Below are 19,012 nucleotides of genomic sequence, written 5' to 3'. Positions count from 1 at the left end.
CAATACATGAAATTAAGAGAACAATTGCCAGAATTAGACGGTGCAACAAAGTGGCTAAACGGTAAAGTATCAAAAAGTGATCTTGTTGGAAAAAAACCTACTTTGATTCATTTTTGGTCAGTGAGCTGCCACTTGTGTAAAGAAGCAATGCCCGATATTAATGAATTGCGTGATGAATATAAAAATGAACTAAATGTTGTGGCGGTCCATATGCCGCGTTCAGAAGATGACCTTGATGTTCATGTCATTGAAAAAACGGCGAAGGAACATGATATTTCACAGCCGGTTTTTGTAGATGGCGATCATAAACTTACAGATGCTTTCGATAATCAGTATGTACCAGCATATTATGTGTTTGACAGTGAAGGACAGCTTCGCCACTTCCAGGCGGGCGGGAGCGGCATGAAAATGCTCAGAAAACGCCTTAACCGTGTACTTGGTGTAGACGACAAAAAATAACGCATAAATCTTGATTTAACCCAGTGAAAAGCCCTTACGAACAAGAGATTCGTAAGGGCTTTTTTTGCTGAATAGGCAACAATGATCGGTCGTTTTATTGTGCATGTAAGGTTACCGGCTTGTCCCATGTTCTTTGGACTTTTGAAGGCTTTGGACTACAGCAGAGCAAATTCCTTTTTACAGCTATTCACCAAGACGTTTAAAAACGGGTTTTTGGTATGTCCGGTTTTTAGGAGGGGAAGAAGAAACGTCTTTTAAGCCGGTATAGGATTCCAGGATTGTTTTAGCTTCGCGCAATCCCATTCTCGTCTTCGGATTTCTAAATGATTCTGTCAATTTACCTAAGTGGGGAAGTGAGTTGAAGTCTTCTTTCCTTGGAGGGATATGAAACATATAGTCTCCGCATTCTACAAGTACATCAGACCGCTGCTGACTAAGGCCTGGGTTATTTGAAAATTGAAGGCCTATTTTTTTTGCTTTATTTTCTTTAATTAATTTGGTAAGGGCTTCTTTTTTTAAATGATATAGATACTTTGGATTTGAAGCTGTTTTTGCGTGCTTGTTTACTGTGAAAATCGCTTGAGAGATTGAAGAGCTCAACTTATTGGATGGTTCCTGTTCACTCATATCATCATTCCTTTAGAAAGTTAGTTGGTTTGTTAAAGTATAGCCTGTTACCATTCTTTTGAAAAGAGCGGACCCTTGGACAGGAAGAAAGTAGCGTCAATTGATACGGTCAATTATAATTATAATACACTATTTACTGACTTTGGAGATGGTATAAATGAGATTGAAGACAGCTGTGATTGATATTGGATCAAACACGATACGGCTTGTTATTTATGACTACGAAGTAAATAAAGGAATGAAAGAAGTCGAAAATATAAAAACAGTTGCAAGACTAAGAGGCTATTTAACCCCGACTAATGAAATGAGGGAAGAGGGAATTCAATTATTAATCACTACACTTGAGGGATTTAAGGAAATCATTGAACATCATAAAATTACTGACCTTCGAATAGCGGCAACTGCAGCTATCAGACAAGCGGCCAACAGTCATGAGATTATCCAAAGAGTCAGGATAAAGACAAATTTTGAAATATCGATTTTGACAGAAGAAGAAGAAGCCTACTACGGTTTTTTAGCGGTTGTCCACAGCACACCTGTATTGTCGGGCATTACAATTGATATGGGCGGAGGCAGTACCGAAATAACCTATTTTGAACAAAAGCAGCTAAAATATTCTCATAGTTTTCCATTTGGTGTTGTATCATTAAAAAAAGAATTTATGAAAAATGAAGTGTTAACTGCATTGGAGCGCGCGGAATTAACTGAATTTTTAAACGATCAGTTTCGCAGTTTACCCTGGCTGGAAAATAAAAAAGTTCCAATTGTCGCAATTGGGGGAAGTGCCAGAAATATAGCTCAAATTGACCAGCAGCTCAAGGCGTATCCTATTGCCGGCGTTCATCAGTATTGGATGTCAAAGGAGTCATTGTTTTCTCTGCGCAATCAGATTATTGATATGGATTACAATGATCTCGAAAAGCTGGAAGGCTTGTCAAATGACAGAATCGACATTATTGCCCCGGCGTCTCAGGTTTTTTGTCAGCTTTTTGACACGGTTCAGGCAACTGGGTTTTTGTTCAGCAGAAAAGGACTGCGGGATGGTTTAGTACTTAAGGAACTGATGAACCAGCTGGATGCACCGCTAAATAAAGAACATGTATTTCAAAATAGCTTAAAAGAACTTTTCTTTGACTATTCAATTACGAAACAAAACGCTGAGCAGATAAAGTTTATTGCAGAACAACTGTATTATAAGTTAACTGAAAATGGTGTGCTGGCCTATAGTCACGAGGATTTGGAATTACTAAAAAAAGCTTCCTGCTTATATTATCTCGGTGAATATATTGATTCAGACTCAAGCAGCGAGCATACCTTTTATATATTAGCCAACCGATCGATTGACGGTGTACTTCACGAGGATCGCGTAAAGATAGCTGCAATTGCATCATTTAAAAGCAAATCTGCTATGCAGCAATATCTTAGACCTTTCGATAAGTGGTTTACGAAAGAAGAAATTCAAAGTTTGAGGGAACTTGGAGCTCTTTTAAAATTCGCCTACAGCTTAAATGGTTCCAAGCGAAATATTATTAAGAAAATCGAGATAAATAATCATCTTCAAGAGCTTGAAATAATTCTTTATGCAGCAGGTAATACACTGGCGGAAGAAAATCAGGCAGAAAAACAAAAGAAACATTTAGCTAAAGCTGTTAAACAGCCGATCTCCCTGACATTTATTCAGCTAAGAAAAGACCTTCACACGATCAAAACGTTATCTTGAGGAGAAACTGAAAGACAGATAAAAGGCAAGGGGCTGAAAATGTTTGGATCCAAAAATAGAGAATTTAGATAAACCAGAGCATTTTAACAACCGGGAATTAAGCTGGCTTGGATTCAATGAGCGGGTTCTTATGGAAGCAGTTGATCATACGAATCCATTATTGGAGCAATTAAAGTACCTTGCTATTTTCAGTTCGAATCTGGATGAGTTTTTTATGGTCAGGGTTGCCGGCCTGAAGGACCAGGTAAAGGTTAATTTTAGAAGACCTGAAAATAAAGCAGGGTTGACCCCGAAAGAGCAGTTAAATGAAATTTCACTCTATAGCCATCGATTGGTGCGATTCCAAAATAAGACCTTTGTAAAGGATCTGCTTCCTAAGTTAAAAAAAGAGAACATTATTTTTTATGGCATGGATCAATTAACAAAAGAGCAAATGGACTATATTGAAACCTTTTTTGATGAACAAGTTTTTCCTGTTTTGACCCCCATGGCTGTAGATGCATACCGCCCGTTTCCAATGCTGCTAAACAAAAGCATAAATCTTATTGTGTGTTTAGAAAAACAAAAAAGTGAAGAGAGAATCGAGAATGTAGCGATCGTCCAGGTTCCAAGTGTATTAAAAAGAGCAATACAAATTCCTGCATCTAATGAAAAAGCATTCATCTTGCTGGAAGAAGTAATTAAGTTTTTTATAAATAAGTTATTTATCGGCTACCAGGTTTCTTCAATTGGCACCTTCCGGATCACACGTAATGCGGATTTGACTATTCACGAAGAAGGGGCAAGAGATTTATTGGTGCAGATCGAAAAAGAGCTGAAAAAAAGAAAATGGGGAGCTGCAGTCCGTTTAGAAGTTCACAAAGGGACTATGGATAAAAATATCCTTCACTATTTAATGGAAGAACTTGAGGTTGAAGAAGATGATGTGTATGAAAATGAAGGACCGATAGACCTTACCTATTTGTTTGACTTTGTAAAACAAGCAAAAAAACAAAACGAACATTTATTATTTCCTTCCTTTATTCCGCAGCCGCCTGAGGATCTGGCTTCGAATGAGAATTTATTTGAGCGTTCTCTCAGCAGGGACCTGATGTTTCATCATCCGTTCGAATCGTTTAACCCAATAGTGGATCTGGTCAATGATGCGGCGGATGATCCGCAGGTGCTGGCGATAAAGCAGACTTTGTATCGCGTCAGTGGAGATTCACCGGTAATAGAAGCACTTAAAAGAGCTGCAGAAAATGGCAAACAGGTAACCGTGCTGGTGGAATTAAAAGCAAGATTTGACGAAGAAAATAATGTGCAATGGGCAAAAGAATTAGAAAAAGCCGGATGTCATGTGATTTATGGGATGAATTTCTTAAAGACACACAGCAAAATTACGCTGGTTGTGCGCCAGAAAAATGGGGTTGTCGAGCGGTTTGTTCATTTAGGAACGGGAAATTATAATGACCAAACAGCCAAATTGTATACGGATATTGGCATCATAACCACTAATCAAAAGTATGGAACGGATGCAACAAACTTTTTTAATTACTTAAGCGGCTATACGGAAACCCCAGCCTATCATCATCTTGTCGTTGCGCCTTTTTCAATTCGCGATAAAATCAGCAAATTGATTGATCAGGAAATAGAATATCAAAAGCTTCACGGCAATGGACATATTATTGCCAAAATGAATTCTTTGACGGACAAAAAATTAATTTTAAAATTATATGAAGCCTCCAGTTATGGAGTAAAAATTGATTTGATTGTCAGAGGGATATGCTGCCTCCGTCCGGGTTTACCTGGGGTGAGCGAAAACATTCGGGTGATAAGCATCGTAGGGCGTTTTTTGGAGCACAGCAGAATTTATTATTTTCACCATAATGGAAAGAATAGCACTTATCTTTCGTCAGCAGATCTTATGACAAGAAATATGGAAAAACGGGTAGAACTGCTATTTCCTATATTTGACAGGAAGCATAAAAAGCGGATGAGAGCAATTTTGGATTTATACCTGCAGGATAATGTAAAAGCACGCTATCAGACGAGTGATGGCCATTATATATATGTAGAACGGCAAGAGAATCAAGCGTTCAATGCTCAACAGGAATTATTAGTAAAAGCCTATCGTATTCAAGAAGAGCAAGAATAAATCCTCACTACAATGTAAAAGCTGACATGCATTTAGTCAGCTTTTTTTGTATATAATGTAAACATCGTTATTTCAGGGACAGACATGAACCTTAGAGGGACTCTGGTGGTTCCGAGTCCACGGTTCACATAGATGATGGCTGATTGATCCCCATCATCCTTTTCATATTGACCTGAATTAAAATTTTCAGCATATGGCGGTACCACCAGTGGACCAATGAGGGGAAGACGAATTTGGCCGCCATGACTGTGTCCGCTCAACAAAAGATCATAATCCTGAATCTGAGCCGCTAAATCAGGAGCATGAGTTAAAAAAATGTGAAAGGCGTCCGCTTTTACCGTTTGTTCAATTTTCGTTAAAGATGGGTTTCCGAGCATTGGTTCGTCAATGCCAGATAAATAGATATGTTCTTCTTCCAGTGAAATAACAGCTGATTCATTCCTCAGTATAGTAAAACCGGATTCCTCCATAATAGCTGAATAAATAGTAGTCCCAAAGCCCCCGTGATCATGATTTCCATAAACAGCGAATTTCCCCAACGGCGCTTCCAGTGAAGCTAACAGGCTTATAACCTCTGATTTATCCTGGTATTGATTCGGCTGATGAAGAAGGTCTCCCGTGAAAATAATTAAATCAGGAGAATAGGACTGGATAATTTTAAGATGTTTTTTAAATTGGGTCAAAGAATAATTGAAGCCGATATGAGTATCGTTAAATTGGGCAATTTTAATCCCATTAAATGCAGAAGGGAGTTTATTCGAATAGAAAGGAATTTCTGTTATACTTAAACGGACAGGTTCAATATATCGGGCGTAGGAATACCCCGACAGACTTGCCAATCCAATACTTAGAAGGGTGTAAACCATTTTTTTGAAGAATGATGTTCTTCTTCCTTCTTTTTCTTCTGTCATTTGGATCTCATTCCTTTAATTTTTATTATGCATCCAGGTGCAGGAAGAAAAGATAAGCCATTCCGCATCCTAATAAATTGATCTGTTTAATTATAAAGATTCCCTGCCATACGTATGCCAATTAAATTTCGTTTCCTAAACTTCTTTATATTGACAATAGTCAAACAGTGATATACGGTAACATTATCGCGAAAAAAGCAGTCCAAATAAAAGGAGTTTTATACCCATGAAAACTGGAATTAAGTTAGATATTTTGCGTATCCCTACAGACCATGGAACGATTGTTGTTTATATAGAAGGTTTTAAAAATTCCGACTCAAAAGGTAAAGTCTTTGCTGAAATGAATGGCCAGTCTGCCTCAGCAGCGGGACATCACAGAAAACGTACAATTATTCGTGCGATTGCCCAGCTTCACCAAAAGCTATCTCTTCATCAGGACTTTTCTCAATAAAGTACTAAAACCTATGGTCAATCGATCATAGGTTTTTTTGTATGTTTCAGCTGAATGAGCTATAATTATGAGTGAATCATCATTCAGTTTGCACAAGGGGGATTGTAAATGAATAAAAAAGTTTATATTGTCACAGGCGGTTCAAATGGCATGGGGAAATATATGGCCAAACGCTTTGTACAGGACGGACATTCTGTACTGATAACAGGCAGAGATATTGAGAAACTGCAATTAGCAAAAGAAGAACTATCTTCAGAACCGGGCAAAGTGGAATTATTTCAAATGGACGTCCGGGAAGCAGATATGGCAAAAGCAATGGTACAGGAAGCAGTCAATAAATTCGGTACAATTGATGGTCTGGTTAATAATGCAGCAGGAAATTTTATCTGCCCGGTAGAAAAGATGTCACCTAATGGGTGGAAATCAGTTATTGATATCGTATTAAATGGCACGTTTAACTGCACAAAAGCAGTCGGGGATTATTGGATTGAAAATAATGTGAAAGGATCTATTATCAATATGGTGGCTACTTATGCATGGGATGCTGGAGCAGGAGTAGCTCATTCAGCAGCAGCAAAGGCTGGGGTATTGTCTTTGACTAGGACCATTGCTGTAGAGTGGGGGCATAAATATGGCATCCGTTCAAATGCTATTGCACCTGGACCGATTGAGCGGACAGGTGGTGCTGATAAACTTTGGGAATCAGAAGAAGCAGCAAAAAGAACGCTGGCGTCGGTGCCGTTAAAACGATTGGGCACTCCAGAGGAAATAGCCGGCCTCGCTGCTTACCTGTTTTCAGATGAAGCGTCATACATAAACGGTGAATGTATTACAATGGATGGCGGTCAGTGGCTTAATTCATTTCCATTTTAAAAAGGATGAATAAATCAGCTTGATGTGAACATCCTAGATGTAAAGGATGTGACCGTTAATGGAGTATTTCAATATTTATTATGTAATCATCGGCATAATTATATCTGTTATTGGCCTAATTGTTACGATGAAGATTGCGAAGGATCAAACCAATGCAAAAAATGAGCGGGATGAATCCGTACCTAATGAAGGCCGTCAGCATTCAATTGTACTTAACCCGGTATTTATTACGTATATCGCAGCTAGTGTTGTAGTACTTGGCTATGTTGTTTACTGGATGTTAAAAACGTAAAGCCAGTTGAAAAGGAGAAATCCTCTCAACTGGCTTTTTTATTCACAGGAAATATTGAGTTTTTGTGCTAATTCTTCTAGATTAAAGCCTCTAATAATATGCTCATCATCGATCACGACTGTTGGTGTGGAGTAACATTCCAATTGATTCATCATATATTGTCTGGATTTATCGTCATCTTTAATGTTAATTTCCTGATATTGAACCTCATTAGCGCATAAAAACCGCTTAACGAGTTCACAGGGCGGGCATTGCGGCTGCGTATATAAAACAACCTTATGCATTTGTCTCACTTCCTGACCATCTTTTTATTTAATATGCTAACTCTTAGTTTGTCGCAAGAGAACTCAAGTGTCAAAGCATATGCTGACCAGATGCCTGTTTATCCAACGGAAAAAGAGCGAAAGAGCTAACTGCCCGCTATACTTATTTTGTTTTTGCGTGTAAGCTATAAGTAAACTGTGTTCACATGATAAAAGTTGTGTTATAGTAATCATTGTTTTGTAATGAGCAGTTAAGGGAATTATGAAAATGATGACTTTTAGCCTTTCTGCAATTTTTATATTGCTGAAAAGAGAAAACTGCCATTCAATCGTCTTTTTTACGCTGACTAGACGTTTTTTCACCTCATTTATATAGAGAGGCAGGCGTAGATGAAAGATGGTGAAGCTTGCCATTTAATTTATATTGGAAGGGAGAATGCCATATGTCACAATCTCAGTTAATGGGCATTATTCAACGATTAAAAACACTGCAAGAACAAGACGATTCTGGGGATGTTCAATCAAGATTTTTTGAGGTGAACGGTAAAAGAGTTTGTCAGGTTAAATATTTCTCTGCTAATGACACATTCGAGCTAGAAGTATACGATAAAGACAACAAGGCACAAAAATATCCATTTGATAACATCGATATGACTGCTATCGAAATCTATGACCTGCTTCAAGAAGAAAACGAATTATAAAAACAATGTACGTGAACTGCCCCGTAAATGCTAGGTGCCAACCTATCACTCACGGGGTATTTTTATGGATAAATGTCCAGAGAGCGGGCTAAAAAACAACATTGATCTCCAATAATTCAGCCTGCCATCCGGGGACATTCTGATGGTTCATTCCAATTTAATTGTGCTATGATAAGAGTGGAATGTTTTAAGTAAAAGGGGTTAATTAAAATGATTTCTATTGAACACAAAGATTTTTTAGAAACATCAATCGAAAATTTCATCATTCCTTCAGAAAAAATTGCTCATGTACAAACAACCAATACGATTGAACATGCTTTATTACTGCTTACTAAGAGCGGCTATTCAGCAATACCTGTATTAGACACGGACTATCACTTAAAAGGGCTCATAAGCTCTCAAATGATTACTGATTCTATACTGGGCTTAGAAAAAATTGAGTTTGGAAGGCTGGACGAAAAAAAGGTAGAGGATGTAATGGACAAAGATATCCCGCACCTCAAAATGACGGATCAATTTCAATATGCCTTGAATTTGCTTGTGGATCATCCATTTTTATGTGTAATGAGCAGAGAAGGCTACTTCCAGGGTTTAATGACAAGAAGAGTAATGCTTAAGCAGCTGCAAAGACATATTCATATGCAGGTTCAGCGGTCGTAAAGCTTAAGGAGATAAACTATGAATTCAACAGAAGCGCCTCAGCCAAATAAAAACAAGTACCGCCCGTATATACTGGCTTCAGTTATGCTGGCAATGTTTGTCGGAGCGATTGAAGCTACAATCGTTTCAACAGCCATGCCGGCCATTGCCGCAGATCTTGGCGGCTTCCAGCTGTATAGCTGGGTTTTTTCATCTTATCTTTTAATGAGTACTGTAACCGTATTAATTTACGGAAAGCTGTCCGATTTATTTGGAAGAAGACCGGTTATGACATTTGGGATGGTTTTATTTTTAACCGGATCAATTTTATGCGGCTTTGCAACTTCCATGGAGTGGCTGATTGCATTCCGTTTTATACAAGGCTTGGGGGCAGGTGCAGTGCTGCCCATTGCTACCACAATTGTTGGGGATATTTATACGAAGGAAGAGCGTGCTAAAATTCAGGGCTACCTTTCAAGCGTGTGGGGTATATCGGCAGTGATGGGACCTGCCATAGGCGGATTGCTGGTGGAGACTGTAGGGTGGCAGTATGTCTTCTGGGTTAACCTGCCATTAGGAATTCTTTCCTTAATCGGTCTATGGGCATTTCTTAAGGAAAGTGTAGAAAAGGAAAAGCATCATGTTGATTATAAAGGAGCAGTTCTTCTCACAGCAGCGCTGACCATTCTGCTTTATTTGCTTGTTGAAGGCGGTGTTTCTGTTTCCTGGACCTCGTCCCTTGCAGCAGGACTTGCTGCTGCGGGAGCAGTCTTTTTAGTTTGGTTTATCAGGCACGAATTGAGAGCGGCAGATCCAATGATGCCTTTTTCAATTTGGAAGAACAGATCTATCTTTATTGCCAATATTGTATCATTTGCCACAGGTGTATTGCTCATTGGTATTTCCAGTTATTTGCCTGCATTTGTAACCGGTGTAATGGAGCAGAGTGCAAGGGTGGCTGGCTTTACTTTGACAGCGATGTCGATTGGCTGGCCGATCTCTGCTGTTGTGGCTGGAAGACTGCTGATTCGCTTTGGATATTATCGAACCTCTTTGTTAGGCGGCTGTTCTCTTTTGATCGGAGCTTTATTTTTCGTGCTGATGGACCCTTCTTACGGTCCATTATGGGCGGCGATGTCATCGTTTTTTGTTGGAGTGGGTATGGGGTTAACATCGACCTCTTTTATTGTCTCAATCCAAAGCTCGGTTGCCTGGAATGAAAGAGGAGCTGCAACAGCTGCCAATCTTTTTATGAGAAACCTGGGTAGCACGGTTGGAGTAGCCTTGCTCGGCGGCATATTAAATGCCCAATTGCGCCAATCCTTTCATGCAAGCAGTCAAGAGGATGTGCAGAAACTGGATGTGGATGCCGTTAATGAATTGCTTACCGCCAAAGGCAGGAATTCAATGGAGCCCGGGGTTTTAAAATCACTTCAGGATGCAATGACATCAGGTCTTAACACAGTGTACTTAGTTGTGTTTTTATTTGCAGCAATTAGTTTAATCTTAATTTTATTTTTACCGAAAAACGACAAGTCATAAGGTGGAGGTGCGTCCAATGAATCGTTCTGATTATCGCTTACTGGTTGTATTAGCTCAGGAAATGAACATGAGAAAAGCGGCTGAACGATTATTTGTATCACAGCCTGCGCTTTCTCAGCGGCTGCAAACCATTGAAAAAGAATGGCAGCAGCTTCTTTTTTTGCGATCCCAAAAAGGGTTGACCCTGACACCTGCTGGCGAAATGGTTGTGCAGCTGGCAAAAGACATACTAGCAAAAGAAGAAGCAGTCAGTGATCAATTGCAGTCAATGGATACTAAAATATATGGAACACTTAAAATCGCCTGTGCATCCATCGTCGGCCAAAATTGGCTTCCCAAGGTGCTAAAGCGCTTTGTGGAAGCAAATCCTCATGCGAGAATTTCCCTTATCACGGGTTGGAGCAGTGAAATACTGCAGGCGGTTTATGATGGCGAGGTTCATATCGGAATTATCCGAGGGACGCCGGACTGGAAAGGGCCGAAAATGCATTTGTTTCAGGATCAATTGTTTTTAGTAGACAAAGAAATAAAAAAAATAGAAGATCTTCAAAAAACGTCAAGACCGTTCATTCAATTTAAAAGCGATTCAACTTATTATCAGGAGATACAGGACTGGTGGAACCAGCAGTTCAAAATCATGCCCCGTCAAAATATTTTAGTGGATCAAATTGAAACCTGTAAGCAAATGGCTCTGAATGGGATCGGATACGCGATATTGCCTTCTATTACACTAACAGGAACGGAAAAGAACATTAATAAAATACCATTGCATTCAGAAGCAGAGTCAGTATTAAAAAGGGATACGTGGCTTCTTGGCTACCAGTCTTCCTTTGAACTTCCCCAGGTGGAGGCCTTTTCTGAAATAGTAAAAGAGTATCTTAAAGAAATGGTGAATTAACTGCGAATTACTTGTTTTCCTTCACTTTGATCTGTTAAAGTAAAAGAGCGTGATTGCATGATTATTCAATTAATTGAAGGGAGAATTCAGCTATGAAACAAATGGATGCAAACGAAATTATTTCATACATACAAAATGCAAAAAAATCCACACCCGTAAAGGTATATCTAAAGGGTGAAAACCTTGATAATATTTCTTTCGGTGAGAGTGCACAAACCTTTATTACTGGAAATACAGGGGTTGTATTTGGAGAATGGTCAGAACTTTCTGCTGTTATAGAAGAAAACAAAACCAATATTATTGATTATGTTGTTGAAAATGATAGAAGAAATTCAGCTATTCCATTACTGGATCTTAAACACATAAAAGCGAGAATTGAGCCCGGTGCTATTATTCGAGACCAGGTAGAGATCGGAGATAATGCAGTCATTATGATGGGTGCCTCCATTAATATTGGCTCAGTAGTTGGAGAAGGTACTATGATCGATATGAATGTTGTATTAGGCGGAAGAGCCACTGTTGGTAAGAATTGCCATATTGGTGCAGGTTCTGTCTTGGCTGGGGTTATTGAGCCGCCTTCAGCACAGCCGGTTATCGTGGAAGACGATGTTGTAATTGGAGCAAATGCAGTCGTATTAGAAGGTGTAACGGTTGGAAAAGGTGCAGTGGTAGCAGCCGGCGCCATTGTGATTGAAAACGTTCCTCCATATACTGTAGTAGCTGGAACACCTGCAAGAGTGATAAAAGAAATCGATGAGAAAACAAAATCAAAAACGGAAATTAAACAGGAACTCCGTCAGCTCTAATACTCAAGAGACGCAGAATTCGTTCTGCGTCTTTTCTATAATAGGAGTGGAAAAGATGAATGAATTTATAGCCATTCGAAGAGATTTGCACAAGATACCGGAAACTGGATACAGGGAGTTTAAAACTCAGGCGTATCTATTGGATTATATAAACAGTTTACCTCAGGAACGAATGACGATTGAAACATGGGAAACAGGAATATTTGTGTTCATAGAAGGGACAGCACCTTCTCAAACCATAGGTTATCGTGCAGACATAGACGGCTTGCCAATCACGGAAAAAAGCGGAGTGGAATTTCCTTCAGAGCATCCCGGCTTTATGCATGCCTGCGGTCACGATTTTCATATGTCCATTGCGCTTGGGATATTGACTGATGTGGTTACAGACCCGGTAAAGGATAATATTTTATTTCTTTTTCAGCCTGCAGAAGAAGGTCCAGGGGGTGCCCAGAGGATGCTCCAATCGGATATCATGAAAAAGTGGATGCCGGATAAAATAATTGGCCTCCATATAGCACCGGAATATAAAGTTGGAGACATTGCAACAAAACCGGGTTTGCTGTTTGCCAATACTTCAGAACTTCATATTGAACTTACGGGTAAAGGAGGGCATGCAGCTTATCCACATAAAACCAAAGATATGATTGTTGCCGGTGCGCATTTAATCACTCAGCTTCAATCCGTCGTTTCACGAAGTATTGATCCTTTGGACAGCGGTGTTATAACGGTCGGAAAATTACAAGCTGGCACCATTGGCAATATTATTGCTGAAACAGCCGTTCTGAGCGGTACAATGCGCACGTTGAATCCTGATACGATGGATCGTTTAAAGTCGAGAGTGAAGGCGATCGTACAGGGGATTGAGCTATCCTTTGACTGTAAAGCCACTGTAGAATTCAATCAGCCCTATTACCAGGTTTATAATGACGAAGAGCTTGTGCTGGATTTTATGAACTATTCTTCCACACTTCCAAATGTAAACATTATTCATTGCAAAGAGGCGATGACTGGAGAGGATTTTGGCTATTTTCTTAAAGAAATACCAGGATTTATGTTCTGGCTCGGAGTTGAATCGGATTATGGTTTACACCATTCAAAGCTAAATCCTAAGGAAGAAGCAATTGAAGTTGCGATCCGTGTGATGACTGACTATGTTAGAAAATAGATGAAACCCCCGGCTGCCAGCCGGGGGTTTCATTTATCTTTCGATGTTAACCTGATGGGGGAATGGAATTTCGATGCCATTCATATCAAATGCTTCTTTAATGGATTTTCTTAATTGTCTTTCCACGGCCCATTGCTCCATATTAACGGTTTTTGCAATTACCCTTAAAACAACATCCGAGTCACCCAGGTTTTGAACACCTAATACGCTGGGTCCTTCAATAATGGCGGGGTTGGATTCTGCCAAATCGTCACAAACCGACTGCAGGATAACGATCGCTTTATCCACTTCGTCATTATATGAAATACCGATATCTACTAAAGCTCTCATATTTCCTCTGGAATGGTTGCTCATGCCATTAATCTCACGGTTAGGCACATAATGAAGTGTTCCGTCAAAGCCGCGTATTTTGGTCTGTCTAAGTCCAACCTCTTCACAAATACCTGTAAACTCACCAGTGGTAATGTAATCTCCAATATCAATCTGTTTTTCTAAGAGAATGAAAAAGCCAGTAACCACGTCACTTACAAGACCCTGAGCTCCAAAACCAATTGCCAGGCCGATTATTCCTGCTCCTGCAATTAAGGCGGTGACGTCATAATTAAATACCTGCAATATGGTGACAATTAAAATAAACAGCAGCGCATATCCATATACGTTTTTAGTTAAGCTTTCCAGCGTTTGTGCCCGACCTTCGGAAACATTTTTACGCTTTTGGTAGCTTTCAAATGTTCCGGAAAGAATTTTGTTTCCGATTCCTCTAACGATAAAATAAGCGATGAGGATGGCAATAATTTTAATAACACCAAAACCGATTCCTATAAACAGAGATCCCCAAGGGTATTCTGCCAGTCTTTCGTTTAATACGGCGAACTGTAATAACTGATTCAAAAAATCATCCTTTCTTTTACTCTAAGCTCGTTTTTCTTTTCCCCATTTAATAAGAAGAAAACGGAGAATTGAATAGAAAATTACATTGGGGAAAAAATAAGAGAGACACTGATTTCACAGATCTCATGATCAATAGGCATATGCAAAGCCTTTAAATTGACTCTGCAACATGAATATATTATCATTTAACTCGTGAGATTTCTTACTGATTGAGCTTTATTAGCTCAATAGGATTTAACTATTTGGAGGGATTTTTAATGGCAGAACGCATGGTTGGTAAACAAGCGCCACGTTTTGAAATGGACGCTGTGCTCGCAAACAAAGAATTTGGTAAAGTAAGCTTAGAGCAAAATATGAAAGATGATAAATGGACGGTGCTTTTCTTCTATCCAATGGACTTCACTTTTGTATGTCCGACGGAAATTACTGCAATGTCAGACCGTTATGATGAATTTGAAGACTTGGATGCTGAAGTAATTGCAGTATCGACTGACACAATTCACACGCATTTAGCCTGGATTAATACAGAACGCAAGGACAATGGACTTGGCGATCTTAACTATCCAATGGCTGCAGATACAAACCACCAAATTTCACGTGATTATGGCGTGTTAATCGAAGAAGAAGGAGTTGCACTTCGCGGTCTGTTTATCATCAGCCCTGAAGGAGAACTTCAATATCAAACTGTCTTCCACAACAATATTGGGCGCGATGTAGATGAAACACTTCGTGTACTTCAAGCGTTGCAAACTGGCGGACTTTGCCCGGCAAACTGGAAACCAGGACAAAAAACACTGTAATACTCATAGAGGGAAAAGGATCAGTCTTATGACTGATCCTTTTTTTATTTAGAAATAGTATTCTAAACGGGACTATAAAGTTAGAATTATTTGTATTGATAAAAAATTCAAAATAAATATGGAATTTTATTTCGAAAACCGATATATTTAATAGTATGCCTGAAATGCAAAAGGAGGAGAGAAATGAACGTTTTTTCAAAACTTAAAGGCTTTTATTGGCCACATAAAAAGCATTTTATTGTATCCATTGTTTTCCTCTTTGTCATGACAGCTATCACCGTCGTGTATCCAGTCATTTTACAATTAACGATTGATGAGGTGATTATTCGAGAACGATACAGCTTAGTTCCTTATTTAGCCCTCGGTTTTATCGTTATTATGGCAGTTAAAGGGATAGCCACCTATATCTCTCAATATCATGGTGATTTATTTGGCATTATTTCCGTTTATGATCTGCGAAATAAACTGTATACCAAACTGCAGAGGCTGCCATTTCAATATTATGATAATGCAAAGACAGGTGATCTCATGTCACGATTGACAGCTGACGTTGAGATGTTTCGATTCTTCCTGTCATTTGGTTTTGCTGAATTAATTCGTCTTGTTCTTCTATTAATCGTTACAACAAGCATAATGCTCTATTATTCTGTTCCATTAACAATCGTGACAATGTTATCCATCCCTTTTTTAGCTGTTGCAGCTTATAAATTTGATAAGAAAGTGCACCCCGCTTTTCGTCAGGTTAGAAAATCTTTTGGACAATTAAATACGAATGTCCAGGAAAACATAAGCGGTATCAATACTGTTAAATCTTTATCAAGAGAGGAACATCAAATAGGTAAATTCAATCATTCAAATGAAGATTACAAGGACAAATATATTTTTACTTCGGATATATGGGCAAAATATTTTCCGCTTATGGAGTTTTTGGGCAATACCAGCGTTGTACTTCTTTTAGGTTATGGCGGTTTTTTGGTAGTAGGAGGCAATTTAACCCCGGGAGAGCTGACAGCCTTCTACAGTCTTGTTGGTTTCATTATTTGGCCGATAATGAATCTTGGATTTACCATTAATCAGTTTTCCCAATCAAAAGCATCTGGTGAAAGACTGCTGGAAATCCTGGAGGCAAATGAACCAATTAAGGATAATAAGAATGCGGTTGTACTGGAAAACAGCAAAGGGAATATTGAATTTAAAAATGTTAACCTCCAATATACAGAAGAAGATGAAAAAGCACTGGACAATATTTCGTTTAAAGTTGACAGTGGTAAAACGATTGGTTTAATTGGTGCAACCGGCTCCGGAAAAACAAGTGTCACACAATTAATGACGCGTTTTTATGAACCGACCAGCGGGGAAGTTCTCATTGATGGAAAAGATGTAAGAAATTATTCCCTTGATTCTTTAAGGAAGAATATTGGTTTTGTATTACAGGAATCGTTTTTGTTTTCTTCCACTATCAGGGCAAACATCGCTTATGGCAGACCGGATGTACCCATGGAGGATATTATCAGTGCCGCTAAACGGGCACAGGCACATGATTTTATTATGGAACTTCCAGAGGGGTACGATACGATGCTGGGTGAAAGAGGTCTCGGGTTATCCGGCGGCCAGAAACAGCGGATCGCTATTGCAAGAGCCATCTGTCTTGACCCAACAGTACTAATCCTTGACGATGCTACCAGCGCAGTGGATATGCAAACAGAATTTAAAATTCAAGAGGCATTGAGGGAAGTAAAGAAAGGAAGAACAACCTTTATTATCGCTCACAGGATTTCATCCTTAAAACATGCTGATGAAATTTTGGTTCTTGAGAATGGGTGTATTTCCAATAGAGGCACGCATGATGAGCTCATTCAAGAAAATGGACAATACCAGCGGATATATGAAATTCAATACAAAGACCAAAAGCAGAAAATGAAAGTTCAACCGGAGATGAGGTGACGGAATGCAAAAAAAAGCTCCAAGCAACCAGGTTATGAACCGCTTTCGCTACTCAAGCGATCAGGTGATAGAGAAACCCTTTAACTGGACGCAGTTATGGCGTTTATTGCGTTATTTAAAACCATATTCTAAAAAACTGCTTCCATTATCCATTTTCACAGTGCTGATAACGACGGTAATACGACTTGTCATTCCAATCATCATTGGGATTTATGTAATTGGCAATGCAATTGAAAATAAAAATGGAAATTTGTTAATGATTTTGGTGGGTGTAATTACAGCGCTGTATTTAGTGAATTACATTGCGAATATTTTTCGCATTCGCTGGATGAATGTTCTGGGGCAAAGCGTTATTTATGATTTGCGAAAACATTTATTTACTCATGTGCAATGGCTGAGTAATCGGTTTTTTGACCAGCGATCAGCCGGTTCAATCCTTGTCAGAATCATGAATGACATAAATTCTTTGCAGGAGCTTTTCACAAATGGAGTAATTAATTTATTAATGGATGCTCTAATGCTTATTGGCATTTTCGTCATTCTTTTTACTATTTCTCCCCAGCTTGCCTTGGCGGTTATGATCATATTGCCGATTATGTTTTTTATCTCAACGAAGCTTAGAAGGCAGATAAGGCGTTCCTGGCAGATGGTCCGTTTAAAACAGTCTAAATTAAATTCACATTTAAATGAAAGTTTGCAGGGAATCCGGGTAACACAATCATTTACACAGGAAAATGAAAATGCACAATTTTTCAACGGAATTAATCATGAAAACTTTGAAAGCTGGAGAGAAGCTACCAGAAAGAATGCGGTTTTTAGACCTTTGGTTGAAATGACTAATGCGGTTGGTTCAGCTATTTTGATTTGGCATGGAGCCTCGTTAATTCAATCAGGACAGCTGGAGTTGGGGGAACTCGTGACCTTTGCTTTTTTGCTTGGCATGTTCTGGGAGCCGATTTCCCGCCTGGGTATGGTATACAATCAACTGCTTATGGGGATGGCTTCTTCAGAAAGGATATTTGAATTTTTGGATGAAAAGCCAAATGTCTCCGAGAAAAAGAACGCTTTAAATATTAAACAACTAAAGGGAGATATACAATTCGAAAAAGTGAATTTTGCTTATTCCAGTGATCGAAAAGCACTGGATGACGTCTCATTGCATATCAAATCAGGTGAAACAATCGCCCTGGTTGGGCATACAGGTTCAGGCAAAACAACAATCGCCAATTTAATTACCCGCTTTTACGATCCTACTGCAGGGAAAATTAAAATGGATGGTCACGATCTTCGGGACATTTCTTTAAGAAACTTACGATCCCAAATATCCATTGTTCTGCAGGATACCTTCATCTTTTCGGGAACAATTAAAGATAATATCCGATTTGGGCATCCTCATGCTTCAGATGAACAAATTGTCTCCGCTGCAAAAGCGATTGGCGCAAATGACTTTATAGAGAAGCTTCCTAAGGGCTATGACACTGAGGTAGAGGAAAGAGGCAATATCTTATCGGTAGGAGAGAGACAGCTCATATCGTTTGCCAGAGCTTTGCTTGCAGATCCGAGAATTATTATACTCGATGAAGCCACTGCTTCTATTGACACTGAAACAGAAGTGCAAATACAAAAAGCACTAAAAACATTACTGAGGGGAAGGACAGCAATTATTATTGCCCATCGCCTGTCAACAATTAGAGACGCTGATTGTATCTACGTTTTGGATCATGGAAAGTTAATGGAATACGGCAGTCACCAAAAACTAATGATGCAGAGTGGAATTTATCATGATTTAGTTAAATCTCAATTCAATATGCTTGAAGCTCTATAGAAGCATCAGTTTGAAAACTCATTCTTATTAACAGCAAACGTTCTGACGGTATTAACGGATTTTCCTCA

19 protein-coding genes are annotated in these 19,012 nt (G+C 39.1%); 15 read left to right on the top strand and 4 right to left on the bottom strand.

Annotated elements, in window-relative coordinates; translation table 11 throughout:
- Positions 1 to 6 precede the first annotated feature (6 nt).
- Positions 7 to 459, top strand: coding sequence for a TlpA family protein disulfide reductase (locus tag E2R51_RS05710; RefSeq protein ID WP_133376048.1), 453 nt, complete (start codon positions 7 to 9; stop codon positions 457 to 459).
- A gap of 183 nt (positions 460 to 642) precedes the next feature.
- Here E2R51_RS05710 and E2R51_RS05705 read toward each other — a convergent pair whose 3' ends face one another.
- Complete coding sequence (locus E2R51_RS05705; protein ID WP_133376047.1) at positions 643 to 1,086, bottom strand: YkyB family protein; 444 nt, start codon at positions 1,084 to 1,086, stop codon at positions 643 to 645.
- 157 nt (positions 1,087 to 1,243) lie between these two features.
- Here E2R51_RS05705 and E2R51_RS05700 point away from each other — a divergent pair, with 157 nt between their 5' ends.
- Together E2R51_RS05700 and E2R51_RS05695 are read left to right on the top strand one after the other, a co-directional pair.
- Complete coding sequence (locus E2R51_RS05700; RefSeq protein ID WP_133376046.1) at positions 1,244 to 2,806, top strand: Ppx/GppA family phosphatase; 1,563 nt, start codon at positions 1,244 to 1,246, stop codon at positions 2,804 to 2,806.
- 43 nt (positions 2,807 to 2,849) lie between these two features.
- Positions 2,850 to 4,943 (top strand): RNA degradosome polyphosphate kinase, encoded by a 2,094-nt coding sequence (locus E2R51_RS05695; RefSeq protein ID WP_133376045.1) that lies wholly within the window; start codon positions 2,850 to 2,852, stop codon positions 4,941 to 4,943.
- Between the two features lie 32 nt (positions 4,944 to 4,975).
- On the opposite strand, the gene E2R51_RS05690 is transcribed toward E2R51_RS05695, so the two are convergent.
- On the bottom strand, positions 4,976 to 5,854 hold the full coding sequence (locus E2R51_RS05690; RefSeq protein ID WP_133376044.1) for a metallophosphoesterase: 879 nt from the start codon (positions 5,852 to 5,854) through the stop codon (positions 4,976 to 4,978).
- A 226-nt stretch (positions 5,855 to 6,080) separates the two neighbouring features.
- Between E2R51_RS05690 and E2R51_RS05685 the strand changes: the two genes are divergently transcribed.
- From E2R51_RS05685 to E2R51_RS05675, 3 genes are all read left to right on the top strand, one after another.
- Complete coding sequence (locus tag E2R51_RS05685; RefSeq protein WP_133376043.1) at positions 6,081 to 6,305, top strand: hypothetical protein; 225 nt, start codon at positions 6,081 to 6,083, stop codon at positions 6,303 to 6,305.
- A gap of 108 nt (positions 6,306 to 6,413) precedes the next feature.
- The gene (gene fadH / locus E2R51_RS05680) at positions 6,414 to 7,178 is read left to right on the top strand and encodes a 2,4-dienoyl-CoA reductase (protein ID WP_133376042.1); all 765 of its coding nucleotides are present in this window, start codon (positions 6,414 to 6,416) and stop codon (positions 7,176 to 7,178) included.
- Between the two features lie 58 nt (positions 7,179 to 7,236).
- Positions 7,237 to 7,470, top strand: coding sequence for a hypothetical protein (locus E2R51_RS05675; RefSeq protein ID WP_133376041.1), 234 nt, complete (start codon positions 7,237 to 7,239; stop codon positions 7,468 to 7,470).
- A gap of 38 nt (positions 7,471 to 7,508) precedes the next feature.
- Here E2R51_RS05675 and E2R51_RS05670 read toward each other — a convergent pair whose 3' ends face one another.
- Positions 7,509 to 7,754 carry a glutaredoxin family protein gene (locus E2R51_RS05670; RefSeq protein WP_133376040.1) on the bottom strand — a complete coding sequence of 82 codons (246 nt, stop codon included), beginning with the start codon at positions 7,752 to 7,754 and terminating at the stop codon, positions 7,509 to 7,511.
- A gap of 422 nt (positions 7,755 to 8,176) precedes the next feature.
- Here E2R51_RS05670 and E2R51_RS05665 point away from each other — a divergent pair, with 422 nt between their 5' ends.
- From E2R51_RS05665 to E2R51_RS05640, 6 genes are all read left to right on the top strand, one after another.
- Positions 8,177 to 8,434: a YkuJ family protein gene (locus E2R51_RS05665; RefSeq protein WP_133376039.1), complete on the top strand. Its 258-nt coding sequence runs from the start codon at positions 8,177 to 8,179 to the stop codon at positions 8,432 to 8,434.
- Between the two features lie 210 nt (positions 8,435 to 8,644).
- Positions 8,645 to 9,094, top strand: coding sequence for a cyclic-di-AMP-binding protein CbpB (gene cbpB, locus E2R51_RS05660; RefSeq protein WP_133376038.1), 450 nt, complete (start codon positions 8,645 to 8,647; stop codon positions 9,092 to 9,094).
- Positions 9,095 to 9,112: 18 nt separating this feature from the next.
- Positions 9,113 to 10,615: an MDR family MFS transporter gene (locus E2R51_RS05655; RefSeq protein WP_133376037.1), complete on the top strand. Its 1,503-nt coding sequence runs from the start codon at positions 9,113 to 9,115 to the stop codon at positions 10,613 to 10,615.
- Between the two features lie 16 nt (positions 10,616 to 10,631).
- A complete protein-coding gene (locus E2R51_RS05650) occupies positions 10,632 to 11,513 on the top strand; it encodes a transcriptional regulator CcpC (protein WP_133376036.1) in 882 nt (293 codons plus the stop codon).
- Positions 11,514 to 11,605: 92 nt separating this feature from the next.
- Positions 11,606 to 12,319: a 2,3,4,5-tetrahydropyridine-2,6-dicarboxylate N-acetyltransferase gene (gene dapD, locus E2R51_RS05645; RefSeq protein ID WP_133376035.1), complete on the top strand. Its 714-nt coding sequence runs from the start codon at positions 11,606 to 11,608 to the stop codon at positions 12,317 to 12,319.
- A 55-nt stretch (positions 12,320 to 12,374) separates the two neighbouring features.
- Entirely contained in the window at positions 12,375 to 13,484 is a 1,110-nt protein-coding gene (locus E2R51_RS05640) for an N-acetyldiaminopimelate deacetylase (protein ID WP_133376034.1), read from the top strand.
- Positions 13,485 to 13,517: 33 nt separating this feature from the next.
- Here E2R51_RS05640 and E2R51_RS05635 read toward each other — a convergent pair whose 3' ends face one another.
- Positions 13,518 to 14,375 carry a mechanosensitive ion channel family protein gene (locus E2R51_RS05635; protein ID WP_133376033.1) on the bottom strand — a complete coding sequence of 286 codons (858 nt, stop codon included), beginning with the start codon at positions 14,373 to 14,375 and terminating at the stop codon, positions 13,518 to 13,520.
- Positions 14,376 to 14,632: 257 nt separating this feature from the next.
- Between E2R51_RS05635 and E2R51_RS05630 the strand changes: the two genes are divergently transcribed.
- From E2R51_RS05630 to E2R51_RS05620, 3 genes are all read left to right on the top strand, one after another.
- On the top strand, positions 14,633 to 15,175 hold the full coding sequence (locus E2R51_RS05630; RefSeq protein WP_133376032.1) for a peroxiredoxin: 543 nt from the start codon (positions 14,633 to 14,635) through the stop codon (positions 15,173 to 15,175).
- Positions 15,176 to 15,358: 183 nt separating this feature from the next.
- Positions 15,359 to 17,119, top strand: a complete 1,761-nt coding sequence (locus E2R51_RS05625) for an ABC transporter ATP-binding protein (protein WP_133376031.1) — start codon at positions 15,359 to 15,361, stop codon at positions 17,117 to 17,119.
- 4 nt (positions 17,120 to 17,123) lie between these two features.
- Positions 17,124 to 18,944 (top strand): ABC transporter ATP-binding protein, encoded by a 1,821-nt coding sequence (locus E2R51_RS05620; RefSeq protein ID WP_133376030.1) that lies wholly within the window; start codon positions 17,124 to 17,126, stop codon positions 18,942 to 18,944.
- Positions 18,945 to 19,012 lie beyond the last annotated feature (68 nt).

It is taken from the genome of Jeotgalibacillus sp. S-D1, assembly GCF_004358665.1.
Classification (GTDB): domain Bacteria; phylum Bacillota; class Bacilli; order Bacillales; family Jeotgalibacillaceae; genus Jeotgalibacillus.
The sequence above is the reverse complement of the archived record's forward strand: the minus strand, read 5'-3'. Positions and strand labels throughout refer to the sequence as shown.